The organism is uncultured Campylobacter sp. (assembly GCF_938015785.1).
GTDB lineage: Bacteria > Campylobacterota > Campylobacteria > Campylobacterales > Campylobacteraceae > Campylobacter_B.
The window spans coordinates 1-26,125 of sequence record NZ_CALLWC010000039.1 but is presented as its reverse complement, the minus strand read 5'-3'; the positions used below and the strand labels follow the sequence as shown (position 1 = coordinate 26,125).

The window sequence follows — 26,125 nt, the reverse complement described above, 5'->3', positions numbered from 1 at the left end:
GCCGCGGCAAATTCCTCAGATGGCGAGGCACCGTGGAGCCTTGGCGGCGAATGCTACGTGATCGATTACGAAGAGGCGTTTTTGCAGGCTTTGAGCGATGAGCCGCGCTTGGCCGCGACGAAATTTATAAACGCCATCGCAAATTTCATCACCGATTTCGCCGAGGGCGCGGGGCTGGAGGTCGTGCTAAGCGGCGGGGTCTTTCAAAACGCCACACTTCTAAATCTTACGTGCGAAAAGCTGCGCGCGCGGGGCATCAAATTTCATCTAAATCGCGAGATCCCGTGCAACGACAGCGGCATCGCATACGGGCAGCTCGCAGCGTATCTAAGCGAAATTTCGCGCTAAGCTCGTCCACAAAAAACGCAATTATAGCCGTTAAGCTCGCTCTTTGTAAAATTTATTAGTCTCATCTCGCCGCTAAATTTGATGGCTCTGCACCCTGCCTGCTCTTTGCGTAAATTCTAATGCTACGGGCGATAAAATCCACCGCGGCTAGTTTTTCTAAAATCGCAAAATCAGCGAACAAATTTACGCCTTGCCGTCTTCATATGTCGTAGCCAAAACGTTAAATTTTAAAATTTAACGGCGCGCCGTTGCCTGCCATAGCGTCACGGCGCACTATTATGGCAATCGATGCAAAATTCTACCGCAGCGCGTGGTAGATACTGCGCAAATCTCAAGCTAAGACGCTATTTAGCGCCCGACTTTTAAAATTTGGACGCAAAATCGCAATGGGGTAGAATTTAAAATAACGTAGCACCGGTAAATTTTATCGCGCTAGCACTAAAATACAACGCGAAATCGCGAGCAAAATTTCAAAATACGTACGATGCTTTGGAGCTTTAAATTTTAAAGAATAAGCCAAATTAGCGCAAAATTATTACTATTTGAGCGGAATTTCGGTAAAATTACGTTCAAAATACGCGAAATGAGGGGAGCTATGAAAAAAGAGGAAAAAGAGAGCGCCGTAAGATTTAGCATTTCGCTGCCGACGAAGCTTTTTGAGGATCTCGACGAGATGGTGCGCGCCAAGCAATACCTAAGCCGCAGCGAGTTTATCCGCGATCTCATACGCGAAAAGATGGTCGAGGGCGTACTTCACGGAGATGGCGAGGATGACTGCGTGGGGGTGCTTTGCATCGCTTACGATCATCACCAAAGCGATCTGATCGAGCAGCTCGTAGAGATCGAGCACCACGCAAATGTCACCATCGTCAGCACCAGCCACTTTCACATCGACGAGCGCCACTGCTTCGAGGAGATCACGATGCGGGATAAAATTTCAAAAATCGAGCGGCTCAGCGCCAAAATCGGCGCGCTAAAAGGGGTGAAATTTTCCAAGCTCGTAAAGGCGATTATCACCGAAGCGTAGAGCTTTTGCACGTTTTTAAAAACAGCGCGTCGCGCTAAATTTATGCGCTTCTATTTATGTGCTTCTAAATTTAAACGTAGGCTGCGCGACTTTTGCGAGTTGTGCAGCGCGATTTTGAGGTCAAGTAGCAAATTCGGGTAGGGCGGCTACGCAAGGCGTGCAAATAAAATTTGTTTAAATTTGCGCGGCGAGTGCGAAATTTTATAAATTTTAATCAAAAGCGCTCTTGCCGCGGGTTTAAATTTACGCATTGGCGCGAGATCAGCACAGCTCGCGACTAAATTTTATAGGAGCCGCTTTCGTGCCGCATTTTCAAAACCGAACTAGCGCAAAATCGATATGAAAATGGTCGCCGCGACGATGTTCGGCACGCCGGAGAGAGCACGCGCGAGATTGTAGGGCGCCGGTAAAATCAGCTCGCAAGCCCTGAATTTCGCGCTCCTATCTACGGCGACTTTTTATTGTTTTGAGCCCGCTGCAAAGCCGCGCAGCCCTAAATTTACGGCGTGCAGCTTTGCAATCTGTGAGCAGGCGATTAAATTTAAAACAGCATCTTTGCTCGCAAACTTTAAATTTGGCGGCGAGCCTTCGTAAACAACGCATTAAATTTAGACGAAAACGAAGCACGTAAATTTCAAGCCTCATTAAATTTCATAAAATTTTGCACTTCGATACAAAATTTATCAAATTTACGCCGTTTAAAGCAAAAACGTGGTATTTTACGCGCAAAATTTATTTTCCAAGGATAAAAAATGTGTAAAGATTGCGGCTGTTCAGTAGGCCATACTCATGACGCTCATTCGCACGAGCATCTCCACACCCACGCGGACGGCACCGTCCACTCCCACGCCCATATGCATGAGGCTGGGGTCGATCACGAGCACGACGCGCACGATCATATCCACGCAAATGTCGCTATCAGCGATGCCAAGACGATCGAGGTGATGAGTAAAATTTTAAGCGCCAACGACGAGGAGGCCGCTCACAACAGAGCCCATCTGGATGAGGATAAAATTTTATGCTTAAATTTGATGAGTAGCCCCGGTAGCGGCAAGACGACGCTACTTGAGGCCACTATCAAAAGCGGCAAATTTAAAATCGGCGTCATCGAGGGCGACCTGGAAACTAACCGCGACGCCGATCGCATCATAAAAGCGGGCGCGCAGGCCCATCAGATCAGCACCGGCGAAACCTGCCATCTGGATGCCTTTATGGTTCACGAGGGGCTTCATCATATCGATACGAAAGGCTTGGATCTGGTTTTCATAGAAAACGTCGGAAACCTCGTCTGCCCTGCGGCATTTGACGTAGGCGCGCACCTGAACGTAGTGCTTCTAAGCGTGCCCGAGGGTAGCGATAAAATCGCAAAATATCCCGTGATATTTCGCCGCGCAGACTGTGTCGTAATCACCAAAACAGCGCTGCTACCGCATTTTGACTTCGATATGGAGGAGGTAGTGCGCGAGGTACACAAACTCAATCCGAAAGCCGACGTCATCGCGCTTGATAGCAAAAGCGGCGAGGGCGTGGAAAAATGGCTGAAATTCCTACAATACAAGAAGGAATTTCGTTAATGTGTCTTTCAATCCCTTCAAAAATTATCTCGATCGACGAAAATAATTTCGCGACTGTGGAGACTCTGGGCGTGCGCCGCGGCGTGAGCTTGGATCTGCTTCCCGAGCCCGCGGAAGTCGGGGAGTACGTGCTGATCCACGTGGGCTTTGCGATGGAGAAGATCGATACGCAGCGAGCGAAGGAGAGTATCGAAATTTACGAGCAGATTGCAAAGCAGATGAGGGCGGAAGAGAGCTCCGTATATGAAAGCATAGAGCCGAGAGCCGGCGCAGAGAATTAAAGCGGCTTGTAAACCCGTAAAATTTAAGGTAAATAATGGATCTAATCAAGGATTTTAGGGATAAGGAGCTGATTTTAGCGCTTAGCAAGCTGATAATTTCCAAAAGCAAAAAGCCGCTAAATATTATGGAGATTTGCGGCGGACACACGCACTCGATCATGAAATTCGGGCTTCCGAGCCTGGTCGGCGACAATATAAAATTTATCCACGGCCCCGGCTGTCCGGTGTGCGTAATGCCGCGCAGTCGTATCGACGAGGCGATCAAGCTCGCCGCGATGCCGCAGAGTATTTTTTGCACTCTAGCAGACATGCTGCGCGTACCGGGCTCTCACACAAGCTTACAGAAGCTGCGCAGCGAGGGGCACGACATCAGAGCGCTTTATAGCCCGCTTGATTGCATAAAGATCGCGCAGGAAAATCCGCAAAAAACGGTGATATTTTTTGCGATCGGCTTTGAGACGACGACGCCGATGAGTGCCGTGCTGATCGATAAGGCGCTAAGCCTGGGACTAAAAAATCTCTTTTTTCACATCAACCACGTAACAGTGCCCGCGCCCGTGCGAGCGATCTTAGACGACGCGGACGTGCAGATAGACGCGTTTTTAGGGCCTAGCCACGTAAGCGTGATCACCGGCGCAAAGGCCTACGAGAGCATAGCGCGGGATTACAAAAAGCCGATCGCCGTAAGCGGATTTGAGCCGCTTGACATAATGGCGGGCGTGTTAAATTTGGTAGAGCAGCAAAACGCCGGCACCTACGAGGTTTTCAACGAATACGAGCGCGTCGTAAAAGAGGGCGGAAACCAAAAAGCGCAAAATTTGATAGATAAATATTTTGAAATTTGCGATTTTCCGTGGCGAGGGCTCGGCGAAATTCCAAAAAGCGGCATGAAGTTGCGCCCGCAGTACGCGGCGCTGGATGCCAGGGTGCAGTTTGATTGCAGCGTACAGAGCGCTCCCGAGAGCAAGGCCTGTATCTGCGGCGAAATTTTGCGCGGCAAAAAAAGCCCCTATGATTGCAAGGTTTTCGGCAAGCACTGCACGCCGCAAAACCCGATAGGATCGTGCATGGTCTCAAGCGAAGGGGCATGCGCGGCATACTATAAATACGGCGACGTCAAAAACGCGGGCTAAATTTTGCGCGCAGTATCCGGCTAGCAGAGCGTAAATTTTAAAAACAAGTCATGCTTTAAAATTTTAACCGAAGTAAAACGTCGCGCTAAATTTTACTTTAAAATTTTGCGCGGCGCCGTAGCGGCACGGCTTGTTCGGCTGCGGAATACGGGCTTAAAATTTTAAAACCGAGTGAAAAGGAAAAATTTGAACGAAACTATACTTTTAAGCCACGGCGGCGGCGGCGAAGAGATGAATAAGCTCATCAACGAGACGATCTTTGCGGTGTTTGATAATGAAATTTTGCGCGCCAACAACGACAGCGCGATACTAAATTTAGACGCCGGGGCGGATTTTGACCGCGTGACGCCGAGCTCTGCTCTGAATTCGGCGGCTAGTTTCGACGGTGAGCTAGCTTTCAGCACCGATAGTTTCGTCGTCACGCCTCTGTTTTTTAACGGCGGCGATATCGGTAAGATCGCCGTTTGCGGTACTGTCAACGACCTTGCGATGGTAGGCGCAAAGCCGCTGTTTTTAAGCTGCGCGCTCATCATCGAGGAAGGGCTTAGCCTAAGCGATCTGCGACGCATTTTGGACTCGATGGCTAGCACTGCGCGAAGCTGTGGCGTTCGTATCGTTTGCGGCGACACAAAGGTTGTGCCGCGCGGCAAATGCGATAAAATTTTCATCAACACTAGCGGCATCGGCCGTGTTTTGCGACCTGCGCGCGTGCAAAACATCAAAGCGGGCGCAAAAATCCTGCTTAGCGGCGACATCGGGCGGCACGGGGCGGTGATACTCGCGGCGCGCGACGAGATCGCGCTAAACAGCGAGCTACAAAGCGACTGCAAACCGCTTTGCGCTGCGGTCGAAAAGCTGATCTTGCAAGGCGTGAAAATCCAGGCGATGCGAGACGCGACGCGCGGCGGGCTCAGCGCGGTTTTGAACGAATTCGCAAGCTCCAGCGAGCTTGAATTTTTAGTGCGCGAAGAGGATATCAAAATCAGCGACGAAGTAGTGGGCGTGTGCGAGCTGCTGGGCTTTGAGCCGTACGAGCTTGCAAACGAAGGAACTTTCGTAGCGATCGTAGAAGATGATGCCGAGGCGGATCGGGCGCTTGAGATACTGCGCGAATTTGACGCAAACGCCGCAATCATCGGCGAGGTACGCGAAGTAGGGCACGACAAAGGCGAATTTAAGGGCGCTTTGACGCCTAGACCTAGTGCATATGATGGATCTGTGGATGTGAGTGACGCGGGCGCGGTATCAGAAAATAGGGCGGGGCAATTTCAAACTCCGCATGCGGCAAAAGGGCGAGTGATTTTGCAAAACGCCTACGGCTCGCAGCGATTTTTGGAGCTTCCGAAAGGCGAACTACTGCCGCGGATTTGTTAAATTTGCGTGCAAATTCGGCAAATTTAAGCCTAAATTTCAAGCGTATTTTTAAATTTATAACAAAATTTCGTATAGAATACGGCGCGGCCGTAAAATTTAGAGGAAAAAATGCATGAACTATCGATCGTAGCGGATCTTGTTGCGCTATGTGAAAAGGCGCTAAATGCCGAAAAAGCAAATAAAAAAGGCGCGGCCGAGCAGGGCGATAAAAATAGCTGTGACATCGCCGACGATACCGCCAATGAAAATACGAATTCCGCGAATACTGGCATGGGCACCGAGAATACCGAAAATACGGGCATTGCGAATACGGACTCGAACGACAAAAACGGCGATTTTTATAAAAATTTAGATGCAAATCCACAGGCGTCTTACGATGCATTTAGTTCGAAAAGTCCGCAGGTAAGGGAGCTGCATGTAAAAATAGGGCGACTAAGCGGCGTGGAGGCGCATTATCTGCAAAACTGCTATGAAGTCTTTCGCGTAGGCACCGTCTGCGAAAATGCGGATCTTATCATTCATACCCAAGAGATTGTCGTAAAATGCAAAAACTGCGGTTTTAGCGGAGATTTGATGCAGAATGACTTTTCTTGTCCGAGCTGCAAAAGCTCCGAAATCAGCGTAATCGACGGCGAGGATATGTATCTAATGCGCCTGGTTATTGAATAAAAGAGGGCGTTTTTAGGCGCATAACTTCTCCATATTTCAAATTTAAACTCCTTACCATAAGCGAAATTTCATTTCCACTCAATTCAGATATTTATCTATTTTAATTCTTGCAGAAAGCACATCGTCTTGCTGATTTCATTTGAAGTCACATAAATTATCAAATATAGATTTATGTAAAAATTCTTCTAATAAAAACCATTAATAAAAACATCGAATGCGTTAAAAATACATGAAATTATTCATATAATTATACGTTAATTTCGTATTGAATTTTTACTTGAAAATTATAGTTTTCAATATAGAATATCTAGAAATGTAGTACTTTTGCTCCAAAAAATTGAAAAATGATGAACTACTGATATATATTTTCCTATTAATGATTTCTATGTAGTAAACGATTTATAAAAATGAATTTTTTGATTTTATTAATTTTTGCATCATTTCCATAAATTTTATGAACGTATTTGTTTAAATTATAATAAGTTTATTGTATTGCCCTATTTTGTATCTAAATTTGCAACATTAAATTCAATATAAATCATACTTATATTCTACATTAATTTAATATTGTAATAGTATTGACAATGATTATCTCATCTGATATAATAACGCGAAAATTTTATCAGATTTTAGGAGTTAAATTTTGAAAGTTTTTACTCTCTCTCTCTCTCTGAAGCTGCAGCCGCCCTACTTTTATTGAGCGCCGCAAATCCAGCCATAGCCGACGAACAAATTAAGCAAAGCGTAAATCTCGGCGAAGTAGAAGTTACCGCAAACAAAATAAGTGAAAATTTAAAGGATGTGCCACAAAGTATCAGCGTCGTAAGTGATACTGAGCTACAAGAACGAGAAGTCAAAAACGTCGAGGAGCTGGTAAAAACTATGCCAAACATTACCGGTGTGGCGGGATGTACGAGGGCATCAGTACTAGAGGGCTCAATCCTTCGATATATACGAGTTCTAACCCCGTTACGGTCTATGTCAGCGGCGTGGCACAAAGCAACAAAGACGCAGCCTATATCCCCGTTACAAATATTGATCACGTCGAGGTTTTGCGAGGTCCTAGCAGTGCGATCTACGGCAAAGACTCAATCGGCGGCATCATCAATATCGTTTTAAAAGAACCGACTAACGAGTGGAGTGGCAGCGTCGGTGCCGAATACGGCTCGCACAAATACATGCTAGATCTTTTTGAAACCAGCGGCGCGCTGATTGATGATAAACTATTTTTAGGCTTAAACGGCTCGGCGTCCAAAGAAAACGGCTGGATCATCAACGATCTAAACGGAGATAAAGCCAACGACAAGAAAAATTACAATTTCGGACTAAATTTAAAGATAGTGCCGACCGATCGTTTTACGATTAAAATTTACGGCGACCTTTTTCACCGCCAGGACGACTCGCTCGACGAGCTTTTTATCCCAAAATCGAGATTTGGCAATATCTCAAAAAGCGAAGCCAAGCATATAAACTTAGAAACTCCCGCTCGCGTAAAGCAAACCTCTAGCTCGGGAGCGTTAGATCTAAAATATGAATTTGACAAATTTGACGCGACCTCGGCTACGACCTTTCGTAGAGCCAAAAAAGACGGGCTTTACGACGAGGATTTCGGTAGTAAAATAACCTATCTCGACCCCGATCACTACGGGCTAATTACATTTTTAAATTCTAAAAATGATACCTTCTCCGAGGAGCTTAGATTTAGTAGCGTAGGCGAGCAAAGCTTCAAATGGGTTGGTGGACTTTATTACGAAAACGAAAAGCAAGTCTTCGGCCCGATCGGCGACCAATACGGCGACGGCGGTAGGACGATAGTCGAGGATTGGCCTTCAATCAATCGCGCGCAGACAGCATCGGTATTCGGTCAGATCATCTATCCGATCACGAGCAAATTTGATGCTACGCTTGGCGGTAGGTATCAGCAGATCAGAAAACACACAAAGGTCGATTACTTTTCATACGAGCTGGGACACAATCCCGGTGCGCCCGCGTTTTCGATGGACGAAAAAGCGACATTTAGGACGTTTTTGCCAAAAATCGCACTTGGATACGATATCACCGACGAGCTAAATATTTACGCGATGTATTCGAAGGGCTATCTAGCCGGCGGTTTTAATTTCTACACCACCGGCGGCAGTAGAGAGGATAATAAATTTGACGCACAGACGAGCGATGACTACGAGATTGGCGTAAAGGGTTCGTATGAGAGCTTTAGATTTTCTACCGCGCTATTTTATATGGACATCAAGGGCACGCATATATTTTATACCGACCCCAATAACCCCAACATCTACTCAACCGCAAACGCCGATAAATCAAAATCTATGGGTGTGGAATTTGAAGGCGTCGCAAAAGCGAGCAAGGAGCTTGATATAAATTTAGCCGCAAGTCTGCTAAAGACCAAATACGGAGATTATATCAACAAAGACGGCACGAATAATAAAGGTAATAAAATCGAGAAAAACCCCGAGTATAAGCTCTCTTTGGGCGCGTCATACTACGCTCCGATGGGAATTTATACGAGACTGGACGGAAATATGATAGGCAAGACCTACTTCGATGCTCAAAATAAGCTAGCCCAAAAGAGCTATTTTACGGCGGATGCAAAAGTAGGCTACCTAAAAGATGGCTTTGATGTGTATTTTTACGTCAAAAATTTGACCGACAAAGAATATTTCTCGCACATACGCGACAGAGCGAGTAATGTCTTGATCACCTATGGCAAAGGCAGAACGCTCGGCGTCGGCGTAAGATATAGTTTTTAAATTTAGTAAATTTTATTAAAAGAAAGGATGAAAAATGAGGAAAAGTTTAGCTGCATTGGCAGTTTTAGGTGCATTTAGCGTAGCAGGCGCGCATGATTTTTGGCTAGCAGGACAAAACGATGACAAGCTAAGAGTTCAAATCGGCTTTGGTGACGGATTTGCGACGTGCGAGCCGATCGATAAAGAGCGCGAAAACAATTTCGAAATCCCGATCGTTACCGACAAAAACGGCAAAAAAATCGAGCTGAAACGCACAAGCGAAAATTATAAATTTGAAGGCGAGAAGCAGCCAAGCGACGTTTATGTCATCACCGGGCAATACAAACCGACCTTTTGGACCGAGGATAAAAGCGGCAAATGGCATATGGGCGGCACGAAAGATACGATCAAAAACGCTAAATTTTGCCGTCGCGCCACTATGCTCGCAAAGGGCGTAATCAACACGCAAGCAGGCGATCTCATAACTAAGCCCGTGGGCGAGCGACTAGAGCTCGTACCTTTAGAAAATCCGGTAAATTTCAAAGCCAATAAGCCGTTTAAAATTAAAGTGCTGTTTGAAGGCAAACCACTTGCAAATGCCGCAGTTGAAGGTGCGCCGGATGGATTTCTGGAAGATATGAGCGCATTTTATGGTATGACTGACGATAAGGGCGAAATCGAGGTAATGGCGCTAAAGCCGGGCCCTTGGATACTAAAAGCAAGAAATAAACTCGCATTTTCGGATCCAAAAAAATGCGACGAAGAGACGATCATCGCGTCATTTGCTTTTGAGGTAAAATAGTTTAAATTTACTCTAATTTTACTCCGGCTATTAAATTTAAAAGCCGGGGTACGCTATATTGCGCGGACTTTAGAGGTTGCGTGCGTAGGCTGCGCTTTTAACTCGTCGCGATTTGCGCATTGTACTACGACAAGCCTTCCTGATAAAATTTCAATTTTAGCTTGAATGCTCACTTTTTCATAAATGCTCGCATATTTTTAAAATTCAGCTTCTAGTGCCTATTCGCCCGAAACAATCCTCGTTCAAAACCAAAAAATTAAATTTAATTCAAAATTTCGCTTTATTTAAATTCCACTCGTGCTCTAAAATTTATCTAAATTTCAAACCCCGCAAGTATAATCCGCCATAAAATTTTAAAAATCTAAAGGCAAAAAATGAAGCGTGATACTTTAAACGCCATAAAATTTCGCGGTATAACCTCTAGCGTTTTGGCAATCTGCACTTATCTGATCATTTGGGTTTGTTGCGAGTTTTTGCACGGCATTACGATGAGAGTGTTTTTCGCCGCCGCTGCCGCAATAGTCGCCATAATTTTCGCTTCGATGATTTTTAAACTCTCGGCAACCAAAATGATCTCGGATATCTCCGCTAGCAAGGTATTTAGGGCGTATTTGATTAACTTTATCGCCCGAGTGCTTTGGGCTATCGTATTTATTTCACTTTTACCACATTCTATGAATAATAATATTGTGAGCTTGGAGACTCTAGATTATACCTTACACGAGCGAGGCGGTTCTTTCGTGGAGGCATTCTATTGCATTTTAGCGGCTATGGCCATAGGACTTAATCACTCTATAGAGATTAAAGAGACGCAATTTGTTACCATTTGGTATGTAACGATTACAGCGTTTAAGATTGTCAGCACCATAGCCTCGGCAATAGTATATTGCTACTTAGGAGAAGCCACTAAGAGTAAAATTTTTTATGCTTACGCGTGGTTATATTTTATATCTTTAGTACTTGTAGAAATCATCAATTCGTTTATTAAACTGCCGGAAATGAGTAGTGCAACTGCAGCGTACATGGTACTCGCGATAATCCTTTTATCTGAAATTTTAGAAATTATCGCTTGGATTAGGGTTAAAGGGATTTCGGGTGCGGAGCTTTGGAATAAAAGCTTATGGACGACGCCTACAAAATAAATCAAAAAACCAATCGGTTTCGCTGGGTATCGGGCAGTATCCGATTAGCCTAGATATGAAGGGCAAAAATTTTTACTAGCAAAATTCTGCGTAAAATCACAAAATTCCGACTTGCAAAAGTATTTGAAATCCCCCACGACAAAATGAAATTTATATAAAAATTTATCTGGATTTTATGCCGATCGGCTATAATTCCGCTATTCTAATCCCGCATATTTTGCGGAATTTTCAAGGAGAAAAAATGCTTAAACTTCACTCAATCCTTCTTGGTGCAGCGCTTTGCGCTAGCCTGGCTTTTGCAGATCGCACGATTACCGATCAGCTCGGTCGCAAGGTCACAATCCCGGATCAAGTAAATCGTATCGTCGTGCTACACCACGAAGCACTCAATGTCTTAAACGAAATCAACGCCCAAGATAAGGTCGTAGGCATCCTAAAAAGCTGGGAGCAGCGCCTAGGCAAGGAGTATAATCGCTTGGCACCGAGTTTTAAAAACCTACCTAATCCGGGTGATATCAAAGATGTCAATTACGAAGCTCTGCTTAGTCTAAAACCTGATGCGGTCGTAGTGGTAAACTACTTCCCTAAAGAATATATCGCTAAAATGGAGGAGTTAAAAATCCCAGTCGTAGGCATTTCGTTTTTTAGCTCTGCACAAGAGGAAAAAGCTAAGCTAAATCCGACCTTTAAAGATGAACGCGATAGCTTCGCTGCTTACGATGAGGGCTTTTACGAGGGGGTTAAAATTCTAGGCGAACTAAGTAATCACGAAAAGGATGCCGCTGAACTAATAGATTTCGTTAAAAAATCGCAAGCTGATTTAAATGCCAAATTTAGCAATTTTATCGTAGATAAAAGACCTAGAGTTTATATGGCAAATCCCGATCTTACGACCTACGGTAGTGGCAAATATACTGGCGTAATGTTAGCAAGGGCGGGCGCGACGAACGTCGCCGCTGCAGATATAAAGGGCTACAAGCAGGTTTCGCCGGAGCAAATTTTAGCATGGAATCCGCAGATTATCTTAGTGCAAAACCGCTATCCTCAAGTACCTGCCGAGCTTAAAGCAAACCCCGCGCTAAAAGGTCTTAGCGCCGTGAAAGAGGATAGAATTTATCTAATGCCCGAATTCGTTGAAGCATGGGGTCATCCGACTGCCGAAGCGATGGCGCTTGGTGAGGAATGGCTTGCGATGAAACTTTATCCGCAAAATTTTAAGGACGCAAACTTTGATAAAAAAGTAGAGGAATTCTACGAGAAATTTTACCGCGTCAAATATCAAAAATAATGCTAAACGTAATCCTGCTTCTTTTTTGGGTAGTGCTGGCGCTAATCTCGCTCGCTAGCGGGCAGTTTCATATACCGTTAGAAGAAATTTTTAAAATTCTCTTTAGCGGAGGCGGCGATGAAGCTGCCAAAAGTGTGATGATGGATGTTAGAATTCCGCGCATTCTACTCTCCAGCCTTTGCGGTGGAGCGCTTGCTATCGCGGGTTTGAGCTTGCAGGCGGTATTTAAAAACCCGCTCGTTGGCCCGCACATCGTAGGCGTTAGCACTGCAGCGGCATTCGGCGGCGCGCTTTGTATCTTGCTAGGATTGAGCGGCTTATGGCTTGCGGGTTTTGCATTTTGCTTCGGGCTTGCGGCGCTATTTTTACTCTATCTTTTGGCAAAATTCGTAGCACGCGCTGATATTTTCTCACTCATTTTAGCAGGTATAGTCATTAACGGCGTATTTGCCGCACTTACGAGCTTGGTGCAGTATCTGGCAGACGATGAGGAAGTGCTGCCTAATATCGTTTTTTGGCTGTTAGGAAGCTTCGTAAGCGCAGGATATGATAAAGTAATTTTGATGTGCGCGATCGCCCTGCCCGCTTCTGCAGTCTTGATCGCGCTGAGATGGCGGTTTAATCTACTCAGCCTAAATGATGATGATTTGCGCGTGCTAGGTGTGGACGTTAAATTTCTGCGCTGCACTATCCTAGCGCTTTGCACCGCTCTGATCGCCGTACAAGTTAGCGTCAGCGGAAATATCGGCTGGGTAGGTCTTGTAGTGCCGCACGCCACCAGGCTCATCGCGGGCAGCGACCACGTGAAGCTAATGCCTGCCTGCTTCATCGCAGGAGCGATCTTTATGCTGGCAATCGACGATCTATCTCGCTCGCTAAGTAGCGCCGAAATTCCTTTAGGAATTCTATCCGCTCTCATCGGAAGCCCAATCTTTGCCCTACTTCTAAAAAGGAGCGCCAAAAATGCAAAATCTAATTGAGGTAAAAAATGCTGGCTTTTACTACGAGGCGGAAAAATTCTGCTTTCGCAACTTAAACTTCGAGCTTGCCAGCTCTCAAACATTAGCGATTTTGGGCTTAAACGGGCAAGGCAAAAGTACGTTAATGTCGTGTATGATGGGGATTTTACAGCCTAAAGAAGGCGAGATCGTACGCAAGGCAAAATTTGCTTTCTTGCCTCAAAGCTTTAACGTCGCATTTGATTACAGCGTGCTTGACATCGTACTGATGGGGCGGGTACGCGAGATCTCGCTCTTTTCAAAACCGGGCAAAAAGGATATTCAAATCTGCCTTGACGCTCTGGAAACGCTAGGTGTCGCCCATCTTCAAAAGCGCAGCTTTAACGCCCTTAGCGGGGGGCAGAGGCAGCTCGTGCTCTTTGCTAGAGCCCTAGCTAGCGGCAGCGACGTGCTGTTTTTGGACGAGCCTGCCAGCGCGCTTGATATCAAAAACCAAGACCGCGTGCTAAGCCTCATCGCAAATCTGCGCTCAAATAGCGATGCGAGCATAGTTTTTACTACTCACCAGCCTAACCACGCCCTTGCAGTCGCCGATCGCACACTGATCTTGCGAAATGATCTTAGCTACAACTACGGCGCAAGCAACAAAATTTTAACTGAAGTCGCGCTTAGCTCGCTCTATGGCGTGCAGATCAAAACGGCGGAATTTGACGTTGCGGGCGAGCAAATCCCCAGCATCACGCAAATTTTCAGCGCGCAGGTGAAGTAGCGGCGCGACAAAGCAACTCGTCAATCGGCGTGGAATTTTAAATCGTGTAATTTTACCCTGATCTAAATTTAAATCTCGGAATTTTGTCTTAAAATGCCGTCTTGGAATTCCGATCAAAATTTTATATCGAGGTTTTGCCATAGAATTCCAGTCTAAATTCCATAGTGAAATTTTGCCGCGGGGAATTCCGATCAGAAATCTCATAGCGGAATTCTACCTGCGACCTGCCGGTTTGCGAAACGTGCGATGAAAGTATGCCGCGCTTGAGATTTGAAATTCCGCCGCGAAATTCTGCCCCGCAAATCCACAGGCGGAATTTCGTTTTAAAATCCAGTGACGGAATTTATGCTCGCTCCGATGAAATTCCGAAATTCCGCAGCATGTGCTTGTCTGCAACGAAATTTGGCTGCGATGAAATTTTGAAATTTTAAACTTCGCAGTTTAATCTGTGCTTTACGTTTGTTTATGTATACTTCATGGCAAATTTTAAAAAGGCTTAATATGCAAGATATCGTATCTCAAGCAAGAAAAAATGGGATGATTAGCGCTGGAATCGATCTGTTTTTAGCAGCGCTACCCGTAGTTTTTATTGTGGTAGGCTTTATCTCTTTCGACAGACCAAGAATCTTTGACGACGAGATGACAAATTATATCGCTAGCGGAATTTTGATCGCTTTTATTTGCGCCTCGGTGATTTTCAGGTTACGAGCGCTTAACAAAATTGAGGCGCTTAGCGGCACAAACGCGGCAGCACTTTACCGTAGTTGCATAGTTGTCTGCATCTGTACCACGACGTGTATGTATTTTTACCAGTCTCATTTTAGAGAAATAACGCGAATTCTAATCTTTCTCGCAGCCGCAGCCTATGTGATCGTATCGTGGTTTCGTATAAATTTTTCTTTGGCGCGAGTAAGCGGCGTGAGTACTTTTCGCACCTACGTGTGGCTCTGCGTCATCTTTTTCGTACTAAACATACTATGTAACGCAACGGTCATTGCTTTAGCTCTTTCCGAGCGGCAGATTGACCCGGGCTCGGCTTTGACTATCACCGCCATATTATTTAAATTACTCCTGCCGTTTGTCGCTCTCATAATAACTAGCATCGTGCATCTGCTAGCTTGGAGCAAGATAGAAAAGATAAGCGCGGAGGCTTAAATTTTAAATTTCATAAATCTCTTGTCACGATAAAATTTCGCTCTTTTCGGTTTGATTAGCGTTTTACACTTCGAGATAAATTTCAAAAAGGCTTATGTATGCAAGATCTCGTATCTCAGGCAAGAAAAGAGGGGATGATCAGCACTGGCATCGATCTGCTTTTGGCGGTGGTGCTCGTGGTTTTTAAGGCGATAGGGCTTGTTTCGGGCGGAATGTTCGTAATCATCAGCGGAATTTTTATCGCTCTTATCTGTTTCTCGGTGATTTATAGGCTAAGAGCGCTCCGCAAAATTTCAATGCTTAGCGGCATAAGGGCGGCAGCGCTTTACCGCAACTGCGTAATTGTCTGCATCTGCTTCGTGGCGCTTCTGTTATTTTATCCGGCAGGTTGTTACAGAGAAGTAACGATAAAAGAGATGATAGAAGAGACTATATGGAATTTAGCGGTGCCCGCAGCCGCAATCTACATAATCGTAGCGTGGCTTCGCATAAATTTTTCTTTGGCGCGCGTAAGCGGCGTGATGACCTTTCGGATCTACGTGTGGCTCTGCGCCTTCTTTTTCGCGTTAAATTGGCTATGTGGCGCAGGGCCCTTCGGTTTGGCTACCTCCAAGCCGCAAATTGGCGATTCCGATGCGGTTTTAATTATCGCGTCATTGAAGGAATTTTTGCCGTTTGCTGCCTTGATAATAACTAGCATCGTGCATCTGCTAGCTTGGAGCAAGATAGAAAAGCTCGCCTAAGCCAAAGCGCTTTCGTTTTGCAGCGACCGCGCGCTTTTGTAAGTCTAAACCGCAACGTCCAAGCCGCGCTGTTATAGCAATGTCAAGCGCGCCGCCGCAGCAGCAAAGCCGCAAGATAGCGCGTAAATTTAGAAAATTCAAAGGATAAAAATGAAAGAAATTTCAAAGCAAGATCTGCTTCGCAAGGCGAAATTCCGCGGAGTTTTAGGCGCCGTGATTTTGCTAGGCATCGGCATAAGCGGCACGGTGGGCGTAAGCAGCATAGACGAGGACGCGGTCGCGATTTTTAGAGTTTTAGCGCTACTAGCGACGCTAGCGATATTTTACGACTGCTTCGTTTGCCTAGAAAAGGCGCTAGGCGTGCGCTTCGTTAAGACCTATAGGCTGATAGAAAGTATCCCGATCGTCGCGATTTTGTGCTACTGCGCCATGGTAGTAGCGCTAAAAGAGGGCGCGATGCTTGATCTACTCTACACCCTGCTCTACGTCCTTTCGACGTGCGCGGCGGTGATAATCTGGGGCGTATTAAACTGCCGCCTAGCCACACTTAGCGGCGTGGATTTATTTAAAATCTACGGCATAGTGGTGTCCGTGGCATGGCCCTGCGAAGCGGTATCGGGCGCGCTAGCTAAAATAGGCGTAATCCTCGCGCTGCCGTATCTAATCGCAGCGTCGCTGGTAACGGCGTTTTCGGGGATTTTGCTAATCATAGCATGGATAAAATTCAACCCCGCAAGGTTATGCGGCGCGGAAAATTCTAGCGAGCTTGACGGCGCCAAGCTAGGCGCGGACGGCGAAAAACCGAGCATTTACAGCAAACTCGCCACTTTTAAGAAATCGGACGCGGACGATGCGAAAAAGCCCGCTTCCAAGGCGAGCGCAGATACCGCAAATATGCCTGCTTCCAAGGCGAGCGCAGATGATACGACCGCCGCAAGACGCCCGGGCAACCCTGGATTTAAATTCTAACTCTACTCGCAAGATGGAATTTCGCAAAATTTTTAAAATTTAAGGCGCAAAATTTATCGCGACGCGCGACGCATCGGGCGGAGACGCGGAATTTTGATTTAATTTTATCCGCTACGAACACGCAAAATTTAGGGCAAAATTCCAAGCCGAAATCCGCGATCAATTTAAAATTTTAAGCAAAGGTTCAATCCAAAAATTCCTACGAAGCAAAATCCAAGCCAAAATTCTAAACTAAAATTCCGATCTAAATCCCTAGTCCAGCTTATTTCTAAAAAGCGACGCGGCCAGCGCCATCGTGCCCGCGCCGATCAGCAGCAGTGGCACGATGAGATGCCACAGCTCGCCCAGGCCCGCGCCCTCCAGATAGATCCGCCACATGCAGTTATTGGCATAATACATCGGATCTAGGTGCGCGATGTAGTAAAACCACCGCGGCATCGCGTCCGCAGGCGTTATCAGCCCGCTTATCATAATGCACGGCAGCAGGAACAAAAACGAGCTCACGACCGATTGTAGCGAGGTTTTGCAGACGGTCGAGATCACGAGGCCGATGCCTACGTTGCAGGCGCTAAAGATCGCGATGATCGCAAAAAGATGAGCAAAGCGCCCGCGGAATGGAATTTCAAAGTAAAATACGCAGATCAAAAACAGCGCGAGCCCCTGCGCGATCGCGATCAGCACCGGCGGCACGGCTTTGCCGATTAGCATCTCAAGCGGGTTCGCGGGCGTCATCAGCATCATATCAAAGCTCCCCTCCTCGCGCTCGCGGGAGACGCTAAACGCCGATAGCATCAGCACCTGAATCATCGAAAGTCCCAAAATCATCCCCGTCATGATCGTGTAGCGCGTGATCGTGTTTTCGTTAAAAACATAGCGCGGATTTATGCTGATTAAATTGACAAAATGCTGCGCGTTATATTCCTGCACTATGGCCTGCACGAAACCGATGACGGTGTTTGCCAAGGTCGTATTGCGCGAATCCGCGATGATCAAAATCTCGTGCGTATTCGCAAAATCGCCGCCGAAATAGATCCCGATGATCGCCTCGCCCTCGCTTACGGCGCGGCGCAGGCAAGTTAGGTCTTTGCAGCCAAGTTCAGTCTTAAACATCGGCGTAGCGGCGATCTGCTGTACCAACGCGGTGGACATCGCATCGCGGGCATCGTCCAAAATCGCGTAGCGCACCTGCTCGGGGGTAAAATTCGCGCCGTAGCCGAATATGATCGCCTGCACCAGCACCGGCACGATCAGCACCATGCGCGTGCCCTTGTCGCGAAACATCGCCAAAAATTCCTTTTTTATCAGTGCGCGAATTCGAAGCAGTGATTTTCGCAGAGCGTTCATCGCGCGTCCCTTTTAAATTTAGCGGCAGCTTTAAATTTAACGCCATTTTCAAATTTAGAAGCGCTGGCGTGCGGAGTGAAATTTAAAATAAAATTTAAAAACGGAATGGACGCGGGTTTAAATTTATGCGGCGCGAGCGTAAATTTTAAAATTTCAAACCGATTGCGCAGCGGTTCAGGCACAAATTTCAAAATTTCAAATCCATTGTGCGACGCTGGCGTAAAATTTAAAAACTCCGCCGTCGCCCACAAGCTAAAGCGTTTCGCGCTAAGAAATTTAAAAATTTCAAATCTACGCTCCGCCGCCTGCAAACCAAAGCTCCTCGCGTCTAGAAATTCTAAAAATTTCATCGCGCACCCCTTTTTACGCTAAGCACACACAAGCTGAAAAATAAAACCGCTCCGAGCGCCTGAATGGCGAGGTTTACCCACAGCGTCGCGCTCTGTCCGCCCGATAAAAAGCAGATGCGAAAGGACTCGACCGCGTATGTGGGCGGCAGCAGGTGCCCGATGAAGTTGACCGCCGCGGGCAGTCCGCGCAGATCGAATATCATGCCGCTAAGCAGCGTCACGGGCAGATAGCCGATGACGATGGCGTATTCCTGCGCCAGGAATTGATTTTTGCAGATCGCCGAGATCAGCATGCCTAGGCAGGTCATCTCCAACACGAAAACGCAAAGCGTCGCCAGCAGCATCGCCACGCTGCCGCGGATCGGGATGCCCAAAAGCGTCTGCCCGTAAACGAGCGTCATCGCGCCGCCCAAAAGCGCTAGGAAATAATACGCGCCGACCTTGGCAGTGACGATCTCAAGCGCGCTTGCGTTGGAGTTGTAAAGCGAGGCGATCGTGCCGCGGTCCCATTCGCGCGAGATCACGACTGCGACCATAAATAGGCAGATGAGCCCCAAAATCCCCACGTACTCGGCAGATACGAGATACCACGTCGATTCGTTGGCTTCGTTGAACCAGCTGCGATAATTCACGCTTACGGGCCTTGCTGCGGCGTTTAAATTTGCGTTTAAAAAGCCGTAATCTTGCGCCAAAACCTGCTCGATCACGCCTGCAACGTAAACGTAGCTAAGAAGCGCAAGCTGCGACTGCGTGGCATTTTGGATAAGGAAAATCTCGGCGCCGTCTTTATTCGAGCCGCTCGCACCGCCTCCTACATTACTTGAGCTGCCACCGTTATTTGCAGCGCCGCTCGCGCCGCCTACACCGTTAGCGGAAGGGTTTGCATTGACGCCGCCGCTCGTATTTTGGAGATCGTCCGCGCCGTCGATAGGGTCTGTATTCGTATCGCCTGCGCCGCCGATTAAATTTACGCTGCCTTGATTTGCGCCCATATCGCTCGCGCTGCTACCGGAATTTGCAGTCGCGCCGCTTAAATTTACTCCGCTGCCGCTCGCTGCTGCGCCATTGCCGTATGAACTCTCCCCGCTTGCGCCGGTACCGCCTGCAGAGGTGTTTATGCCGCTCTCCGTGCTAGCGCCCGCGCTGTCGTCCTCAAGCGGACGGAAATTTTCGGCGCTGCTCACGTTTTGGATATCACTTGTGCCGCGCGTGGAGGAGCTGTCGTCGCTAGAGAGGTTTAAATTTATGCTGCCATTTGCGCCGCCGAGTCCGCCCAAAGTGCTTTGAAATTTCGCCGCAAAGCGCGGATCAAAATACAAAATGCTCTCGATCTCGTGCGCCTTAAAATCTCTCCTCGCGCTCTCTAAGTCCGTGTAAACGCGGATTTGTAGGTATTTTGAGCCCAAAAATCCGCCGAGCAGATCCCGCTCGATTTTGGAGCCCAGATCGCTTACGAAGCCCACTTTGACGGGCTTGATGTCCATCCGCATCGCGTATCCGTAGATCACGACCAAAATTAGCGGCATCAAAAATGCGATCACAAGCGCCGATCGGTCCTTTGCGATCTGCGCAAACTCCTTTTTTACGAGGATTTTTAAAAAGGTAAAGTTCATCCGACCTGCCCCTGTACTCGGATTTTACGACACTGCGCCGCTCGCGGCGGGCACCCGAATTTCAATCGCGCAGCAAATGCGGCTGTGGCTATCGCGCCCTGAAATTTTAGCCGCGTGATCGCATTTGGTACGCCCTCAAATTTTAATTGCGAAAGTGCGGCAACCGAGATTTGAAATTTTAACGGCACAGACGGACTGCTCGTGCCCATTTTACTCATCGCACCCTGAAATTTTAATCGCTTGATCGCATACGGCGGGCTTTGAAATTTTATGCACCGCGGCATTATCTCGCTGCGTAATTTCTGACGCAAAAGCTCCGCGGCGGCGCAAGATCCGCGATGAAATTTTTGCATCGGGGTTTTAAATTTACAAGCTGTTCGCAGACTGACCGCCATTTTAAATTTGCGATCTGTTTGCAGAGTGGTCGCTCTTTTAAATTTATAATCCGTTTGCGAGCCGCTCGCGCTTTGAAATTTACGGCGCAGGCGAAGCGGGCTCGCTTCTGCGTAGAGCTCGCGCAGTATCCGTCTACTAAATCCGCGCCGTGTCCTGCCGCGCGACATTCGGTTTAGAACTTCGGCGCCGCGCAAAATTTTACGATCGTTTAAAATTCCTACACCCTTTAAAATTTCGCAACCTTTCAAAATTTTATTATCGATCCAAAATTTACCGCCGTTTAAAATTCCACTGCCACTTAGAATTTCACCGACGCTCAAAGCCCGGTCGCTCAAAATTCCGCCGCCGTTTAAAATTTCATCGCCCCGCAAGACCCTTGCGCCGCTTAAAATTTTATCGCGCGGGCGCGCAGCTTTTCGCCCGGCTCGCGTAAAATTTGGATCAAAAATCCTCGCGGCTCGCGTAAAATTTAGATCAAAAGCTCTCATCGCCCGCCTCGCTTCTAAATTTTTGCACCTCGTTTATGAAGGCCTGCTGCACGCTAAGCCGCCGCCCGTGCTGCACGCAGACCTCGTCGGGGCTACCCAGCGCCAGGATTTTGCCGCGATCTTGGATCAAAAACCGATCGCAATATTCCGCCTCCTCCATAAAATGTGTCGTCACGATCACGCTCACGCCGGTGCGCGCGAGCGCATTTATGCGGTTCCAAAAGAGCCTGCGAGAGAGCGGATCGGCGCCGCTGGTGGCCTCGTCGAGAAACAAAATCTCGGGGCGGTGGATGAGCGCGCACGCCATGCTGAGGTTGCGCCCCGCGCCGAACGGCAGGTTTTGCCACGTCTCGTTTCGCAGCCGCTGCAAGCCAAACTCGCTCAAAAGCTCCTCTATGCGCCGCTTCAGCGCTACCCCGCCGATGCCGTAGCTGCGGCCGAAATACTCTAAATTTTGATAGCAGCTTAGCTTTTTGTAAAGCGAAAATTTCTGCGAGACGTAGCCGATGCGCGATCTGATCGATGATTTGGCGTAGCGCAGATCCTCGCCCATGACCGAGATCTCGCCTCCGCTCATCCCCAAAAGCGCGCAGATCATGCGAAAAGTCGTCGTCTTACCCGCGCCGTTTGGGCCCAGAAGGCCGAAAATCTCGCCCTTTTTGACCTCGAAACTCGTATTTTCCACGGCGGTGAATGAGCCGAATTTTTTACTCACGTCGCGCACTTTGATGACGGTTTGAGCCGCATCGAAGCTCCTTTTTTCGTAGCCGAAGTTCGCCGCGCCGATCTCCGCTTTGTTTAAAAAAATATACGCATCCTCTAGGCTCGCCTCGCGCGGGCTGAGTTTAAATTTAGCGCTTCCGTTTTCGTTAAATTTAATGCCCTCGTCAAATTTTATGCTTTCATTTAAAATTTTAAAATTTTCGCTGCCCCCGTTTTCGCGCTCTGTATTTTCACCGTCACCCTCTAGGCTCGCGTTTAAAAACTCCTGCAGATCGCGCAGGCTTATCGGCTCATCGCTTAGCAGATCGACGCTGCCGTCTCTGGGGCAGATGTCGATGAGCGGGGAGTTTTTTAAAAATCTTTGTGTCTTAAACATCAAGTGGCGCGCCAGGCTCTGATAATCCTCGCCGTCGATGCGAAAGGTGCGGTCCCGCAGCGCCGCAGTGATATTTGCCGCGCGCTCCTGCGCTATGATCTTGCCGCCGAGCAAAATCAGCGTCAGATCGGCATCCGCCGCCTCGTCGAAATACGCCGTCGAAAATATGCATTTCGCGCCGCTTTGATCCAGATACTCGCGCACGATCGCCCACAGCTCGCTGCGCGAGAGCGGATCGACGCCGACGGTCGGCTCATCAAGCACCAAAAGCCGCGGACGAGCCGCAATCGCGCAGGCGACGCCGAGCTTTTGCTTCATCCCGCCGGAGAGCGAATCCACGGCGTAATCTTTAAAGCTCAAAAGCCCTACGCGGCGCAAAAGCCCGCGCAGATACTCCTCGCCGTCTTTTAGATCGAGCCCTTTTAGGCCCGCGAAAATGTTTAAATTTTGCCAGACGCTAAGCTCCTCGTAAAGCCCCAAGCTCTGCGACATATAGCCGTTTGCGCGGACGAATTCTTTATTTTCGCCGCTAGGGGTGAAGCCGGCAAATTTTATCTCGCCGCAATCGGGCGCGATGATGCCGCAGATGAGCTTTAAAAGCGTGGATTTGCCCGCGCCGTCGGGACCAGTGAGGCTGATGAGCCGCGGCGCGTCGTCGATTCTCAAATCAAAATTTTCAAAAACGACGTTTTTGCTGCGATCCTCTCGCAGATAAAATTTCTTTAAATTTACGATATTTAGTAGATCCAAGCTTAGCTCCAAATTTTATTTACTCGCCCCGTCGCTTGGCGCGACGAACGAGACCTACGCACGCCTAAAAGGCGCTCTTTGTCGCGACGCCTTACTTCTGCAGCCGCCGAAATGTCTTGGTTTTGCGACCGCTACGGCGTCTTAGTTTTGTGACAGCCGCGGCATCTCGGTTCTGCAGCCGCCGCACGCTTTAAATTTCGCGTCGCACGTTGAACAATTTCGCCCAAACCTCGCATAAATTCGACGCAACTTACCGCAAGCGCGTAAAACCAAGCTCTATCGCGTCGGGGCGCCCTGCAATCGCCCGCTCGAATTCGAGTGCCCGCACGATCGGCGTTGCTTACGGCTCGCGCCGAATATTCCGCGCGCCGCCCGATCCGTCTTGAGCGCGTGCATATCGCATCGGCTAGCCGCGCCGCTAACGATATGCATGAGTGGGGCGGTCTCCAAAACATGAAACAGCCCGTGAGTATCCGCGATAAACTCGCTTCAAAACCCAAACGAGTTTTCAAACACCTGGCGACACGTGAGCGCCGAGCCCTCTATCTGCGCCGCGCCTCTTGCGATGAAATTTTACCGCTGCCGCGCTTTTTGGCGAAATTTTACCTATTATCGGCTTTCTTTAGCATAGTACCGACTTTGGCTACCGCACCTTTTGGGGTAAAATTTCACCTCCGCTCGCAACCTGTATTTAATCGCGTCGTTTGTTTCGTAGTGAAATTTTACTGCCGTCCACGCTCGGTTCAATCGCCGTTCGTTTATCGCAAAACGCCTGCTTAAAACAAAGCCCGCTCCCGCTCTACCGCCCGGCTTATTCTCCGCCGAGCCGCAAATTTTAAAATTTTACCCGCTTTGCTTTGCGCCAAAATTTCGCCGAAATTTTACTTGCCGCGCTGCAAAATTCCGATCTTTTATCCAAAGCCCCCGCCGGCTCGCGCAAACTTGCGCGATAAAATTTACGCCGCCTTTGTACGGCTTCGTTCTAAGCGCGCAACATTTTATCGCCGCCGAGACGATGCATTTTTAGGCGCAGCAAAAATTTATCGCCCTGCCCTGCCGAACAGGCACCGTTTAAATTCCGCCTCGAAGCGCGTTTTTAAAATTTCATCAGGTTCACACCGTATGCACGGCTCGCGCAACATTGCATAAAATTTCTCGGACAGCGAGCTTGGCTATCCAAATTTCACCCACAGTACCCAAAGTGCTGCCCGCGCGCTAAAATTTCACCCATGCATTAAAATTTCGCGCACAGTGCCCGCCCGTTAAAATTCCACGCTGATCGGCTGGCCTAAGCGAAAGCTGCCGTCCTCGTCGCTGAAATCGGCGCGAGCCTCCCACACGAGATCGGCGCGCAGCTCCTCGGTCTGCACCGTGCGCGGCGTATACATCGCGGTTTGGCTCACGTAAGCGACCTTTGCGCTCGCGCTAGAGCCGTCCGCGGCGATGATCCGCACGCTCTGTCCGGCGCGCAGGAAGCGAAGCTGATTTTCGCTTAGATAAAATTTCGCGCGCTTGTTTTTTACTTCGCTGAGCTCAAAAACGCCCACGCTTGGTATGCTGATGTCGCCGAGCTCCTTAAGGCGCGCTCTGATCTGCCCGCTAAATGGCGCTTTTAGCACGCTTTGCGTCTCGATTTGGTAGTTCAGATATTTCAAATTTTCCTCGCAGCTTGTCAAATTTGCACGGGCGGCGCCGACATCCTCGCCGCGGTAGCCGCTTTGAAGCTGGCGCAGATTAGCCTGCGCGCTCTGCAACTGGGCTTGCGTGCGCTTCATCGAGTAAAACGCCTCGTCGATCTGCTGCTTGGACGCGGAGTTGGTTTTACCTAGGCTCTTTAGGCGCTCGTTCGTCAAAGTAGCGAGCTGTAGGGCGTTTTGCAGCGCGCTTACGTTCGCCGCCGCCATCTCGATCTCCTCGCTACGAAAGCCGCTTTGCAGCTTTTGCAAGCTAAATTTAAGCCCGTCGCACCTCGCGATCTGAACCTGTCTTTGAAAACTCAGATCCGCCGTATCCAGAGCTGCCAAGACGTCGCCAGCCTGCACGGAATCGCCCTCGTCGCGATAAAGTGCGCTAATGCGGCCGCTGCGCTCGAAGCTAAGCGAACTCTGCCTGATGTCGATGATGCCGTAGGCCTTGTGTGCGACCTCTTCGCGCCTATCGAGATTGAAGTAGATCACCGCGGCGAGAGCGACCAGCGCAAAAACGACGAAAATTAGAAGCCTTTTCATAGATCGCCTTAAATTTTGATATGCGATTATTATAAAATAACTTTTCTAATGCGGCGCTGATATTTGAAGTTCGGGCGGTGATTTTATAAACCCATCTCATTAAATTTGCCGTATTGAATTGACCGTCGCGAGCGGGCTAGATTTTGAGCTTGGGAGGATAAAATTTAGCCTATCTGCGCGATTTTAAGCGGCACGACTTGTAAAGCACAGCGAATTTTTAAACTAAAAATTTTAAAATTTTAATGCGGAGGCGCCGCTTTCAAGCGGAGCTTGAAATTTAATGGGGAAATTTAACGAGCTTTAGGCTCGATGAGCCCAAAGCTCGCTCGGTCGCGCAAAAGCTGAAATATTTAAAACTCGCCTCCAACCGCGGTGATCCATTTATCGGCCCTCGCCTGCCAGTGCTCGTCGCCTTTAAAATCGATCGTAAGACCTACGAATTTGCCGTTTATGAAGGCGCGCGAATGTTTAAATTTATAGCCCTCCGCGCCCCAAGCGCCGATGAGATCGGCCTTTTTAAGCACCGGCAAAAACGCACTCATACCGCTGCAAAAATCGTTGCCGTGGCGCTCGACGTTACCGACGCCGACGAGCGCGACCTTGCGTCCGTCAAGATCGGTTTTATTCAAAAGCTCCAATTTGTCGTCAAATTTAGCCTGTATCTGTCCGTCGCCGTGCGTCGAAGCTGCAAAAATAAACGCGCTAGCGCCCGCCAAATCCTCCGCATTTAGCTCTTTGGCCTCCTTGATCTCAAATCCGAGCTTTGAAGCGATGTATTCGCTCACGACCTTCGTATCGCCGCCTTTGGTGGCGTAAACTAATAGTTTTTTCATTTTCTCTCCTTAAAATAATCTATTTCTTATTTCTTTCATCAAAGACT

24 protein-coding genes and 1 pseudogene are annotated in these 26,125 nt (G+C 48.2%); 18 read left to right on the top strand and 7 right to left on the bottom strand.

Going from position 1 to position 26,125, the window contains the following annotated elements; all coding sequences use genetic code 11:
- From Q0393_RS06005 to Q0393_RS05925, 17 genes and pseudogenes are all read left to right on the top strand, one after another.
- Positions 1-348: pseudogene (locus Q0393_RS06005) on the top strand (hypothetical protein); the annotation flags it as partial.
- A gap of 595 nt (positions 349-943) precedes the next feature.
- Positions 944-1,375 (top strand): nickel-responsive transcriptional regulator NikR, encoded by a 432-nt coding sequence (gene nikR, locus Q0393_RS06000; protein ID WP_298978682.1) that lies wholly within the window; start codon positions 944-946, stop codon positions 1,373-1,375.
- A gap of 752 nt (positions 1,376-2,127) precedes the next feature.
- Positions 2,128-2,949 carry a hydrogenase nickel incorporation protein HypB gene (hypB, locus tag Q0393_RS05995; protein ID WP_298978681.1) on the top strand — a complete coding sequence of 274 codons (822 nt, stop codon included), beginning with the start codon at positions 2,128-2,130 and terminating at the stop codon, positions 2,947-2,949.
- Positions 2,949-3,230: a HypC/HybG/HupF family hydrogenase formation chaperone gene (locus Q0393_RS05990; RefSeq protein WP_298978679.1), complete on the top strand. Its 282-nt coding sequence runs from the start codon at positions 2,949-2,951 to the stop codon at positions 3,228-3,230. Before hypB ends, Q0393_RS05990 begins: the two co-directional genes overlap by 1 nt.
- A gap of 35 nt (positions 3,231-3,265) precedes the next feature.
- Entirely contained in the window at positions 3,266-4,363 is a 1,098-nt protein-coding gene (hypD, locus tag Q0393_RS05985; RefSeq protein ID WP_298978677.1) for a hydrogenase formation protein HypD, read from the top strand.
- 186 nt (positions 4,364-4,549) lie between these two features.
- Entirely contained in the window at positions 4,550-5,737 is a 1,188-nt protein-coding gene (gene hypE, locus Q0393_RS05980) for a hydrogenase expression/formation protein HypE (RefSeq protein ID WP_298978675.1), read from the top strand.
- Between the two features lie 108 nt (positions 5,738-5,845).
- On the top strand, positions 5,846-6,406 hold the full coding sequence (locus Q0393_RS05975; RefSeq protein WP_298978673.1) for a hydrogenase maturation nickel metallochaperone HypA: 561 nt from the start codon (positions 5,846-5,848) through the stop codon (positions 6,404-6,406).
- A gap of 908 nt (positions 6,407-7,314) precedes the next feature.
- Positions 7,315-9,171, top strand: a complete 1,857-nt coding sequence (locus Q0393_RS05970) for a TonB-dependent receptor (RefSeq protein ID WP_298978669.1) — start codon at positions 7,315-7,317, stop codon at positions 9,169-9,171.
- Between the two features lie 34 nt (positions 9,172-9,205).
- Complete coding sequence (locus tag Q0393_RS05965) at positions 9,206-9,952, top strand: DUF4198 domain-containing protein (RefSeq protein ID WP_298978666.1); 747 nt, start codon at positions 9,206-9,208, stop codon at positions 9,950-9,952.
- Between the two features lie 374 nt (positions 9,953-10,326).
- Positions 10,327-11,094 carry a hypothetical protein gene (locus Q0393_RS05960; protein WP_298978664.1) on the top strand — a complete coding sequence of 256 codons (768 nt, stop codon included), beginning with the start codon at positions 10,327-10,329 and terminating at the stop codon, positions 11,092-11,094.
- A gap of 241 nt (positions 11,095-11,335) precedes the next feature.
- Entirely contained in the window at positions 11,336-12,382 is a 1,047-nt protein-coding gene (locus tag Q0393_RS05955) for an ABC transporter substrate-binding protein (protein ID WP_298978662.1), read from the top strand.
- Positions 12,382-13,362, top strand: a complete 981-nt coding sequence (locus tag Q0393_RS05950; protein ID WP_298023568.1) for an iron ABC transporter permease — start codon at positions 12,382-12,384, stop codon at positions 13,360-13,362. The genes Q0393_RS05955 and Q0393_RS05950 overlap by 1 nt, the downstream gene beginning before the upstream one ends.
- Positions 13,346-14,110: an ABC transporter ATP-binding protein gene (locus Q0393_RS05945; RefSeq protein WP_298978659.1), complete on the top strand. Its 765-nt coding sequence runs from the start codon at positions 13,346-13,348 to the stop codon at positions 14,108-14,110. The genes Q0393_RS05950 and Q0393_RS05945 overlap by 17 nt, the downstream gene beginning before the upstream one ends.
- Positions 14,111-14,373: 263 nt before the next feature.
- On the top strand, positions 14,374-14,541 hold the full coding sequence (locus tag Q0393_RS05940; protein WP_298978657.1) for a hypothetical protein: 168 nt from the start codon (positions 14,374-14,376) through the stop codon (positions 14,539-14,541).
- A gap of 70 nt (positions 14,542-14,611) precedes the next feature.
- Positions 14,612-15,265, top strand: a complete 654-nt coding sequence (locus Q0393_RS05935; protein ID WP_298978655.1) for a hypothetical protein — start codon at positions 14,612-14,614, stop codon at positions 15,263-15,265.
- Between the two features lie 98 nt (positions 15,266-15,363).
- Entirely contained in the window at positions 15,364-16,008 is a 645-nt protein-coding gene (locus tag Q0393_RS05930; RefSeq protein ID WP_298978653.1) for a hypothetical protein, read from the top strand.
- 150 nt (positions 16,009-16,158) lie between these two features.
- Positions 16,159-16,977 carry a hypothetical protein gene (locus tag Q0393_RS05925; RefSeq protein ID WP_298978651.1) on the top strand — a complete coding sequence of 273 codons (819 nt, stop codon included), beginning with the start codon at positions 16,159-16,161 and terminating at the stop codon, positions 16,975-16,977.
- A gap of 252 nt (positions 16,978-17,229) precedes the next feature.
- Here Q0393_RS05925 and Q0393_RS05920 read toward each other — a convergent pair whose 3' ends face one another.
- The 5 genes from Q0393_RS05920 to Q0393_RS05900 are packed head-to-tail and all read right to left on the bottom strand — an operon-like array spanning position 17,230 to position 23,017.
- Positions 17,230-18,321, bottom strand: coding sequence for an ABC transporter permease (locus tag Q0393_RS05920; RefSeq protein WP_298978649.1), 1,092 nt, complete (start codon positions 18,319-18,321; stop codon positions 17,230-17,232).
- On the bottom strand, positions 18,318-18,671 hold the full coding sequence (locus Q0393_RS05915; RefSeq protein ID WP_298978648.1) for a hypothetical protein: 354 nt from the start codon (positions 18,669-18,671) through the stop codon (positions 18,318-18,320). The genes Q0393_RS05920 and Q0393_RS05915 overlap by 4 nt, the downstream gene beginning before the upstream one ends.
- Positions 18,668-20,284, bottom strand: coding sequence for an ABC transporter permease (locus Q0393_RS05910; RefSeq protein WP_298978647.1), 1,617 nt, complete (start codon positions 20,282-20,284; stop codon positions 18,668-18,670). The genes Q0393_RS05915 and Q0393_RS05910 overlap by 4 nt, the downstream gene beginning before the upstream one ends.
- On the bottom strand, positions 20,281-21,168 hold the full coding sequence (locus Q0393_RS05905) for a hypothetical protein (RefSeq protein ID WP_298978644.1): 888 nt from the start codon (positions 21,166-21,168) through the stop codon (positions 20,281-20,283). Before Q0393_RS05905 ends, Q0393_RS05910 begins: the two co-directional genes overlap by 4 nt.
- Positions 21,155-23,017, bottom strand: coding sequence for an ATP-binding cassette domain-containing protein (locus tag Q0393_RS05900; protein WP_298978641.1), 1,863 nt, complete (start codon positions 23,015-23,017; stop codon positions 21,155-21,157). The genes Q0393_RS05905 and Q0393_RS05900 overlap by 14 nt, the downstream gene beginning before the upstream one ends.
- 336 nt (positions 23,018-23,353) lie before the next feature.
- On the opposite strand from Q0393_RS05900, the gene Q0393_RS05895 reads away from it, so the two are divergent.
- Entirely contained in the window at positions 23,354-23,797 is a 444-nt protein-coding gene (locus Q0393_RS05895; protein WP_298978639.1) for a hypothetical protein, read from the top strand.
- Positions 23,798-24,279: 482 nt separating this feature from the next.
- Here Q0393_RS05895 and Q0393_RS05890 read toward each other — a convergent pair whose 3' ends face one another.
- On the bottom strand, positions 24,280-25,245 hold the full coding sequence (locus Q0393_RS05890) for an HlyD family efflux transporter periplasmic adaptor subunit (RefSeq protein ID WP_298978637.1): 966 nt from the start codon (positions 25,243-25,245) through the stop codon (positions 24,280-24,282).
- Positions 25,246-25,595: 350 nt separating this feature from the next.
- Positions 25,596-26,078 (bottom strand): flavodoxin domain-containing protein, encoded by a 483-nt coding sequence (locus Q0393_RS05885; RefSeq protein WP_298978635.1) that lies wholly within the window; start codon positions 26,076-26,078, stop codon positions 25,596-25,598.
- Positions 26,079-26,125: the final 47 nt, after the last annotated feature.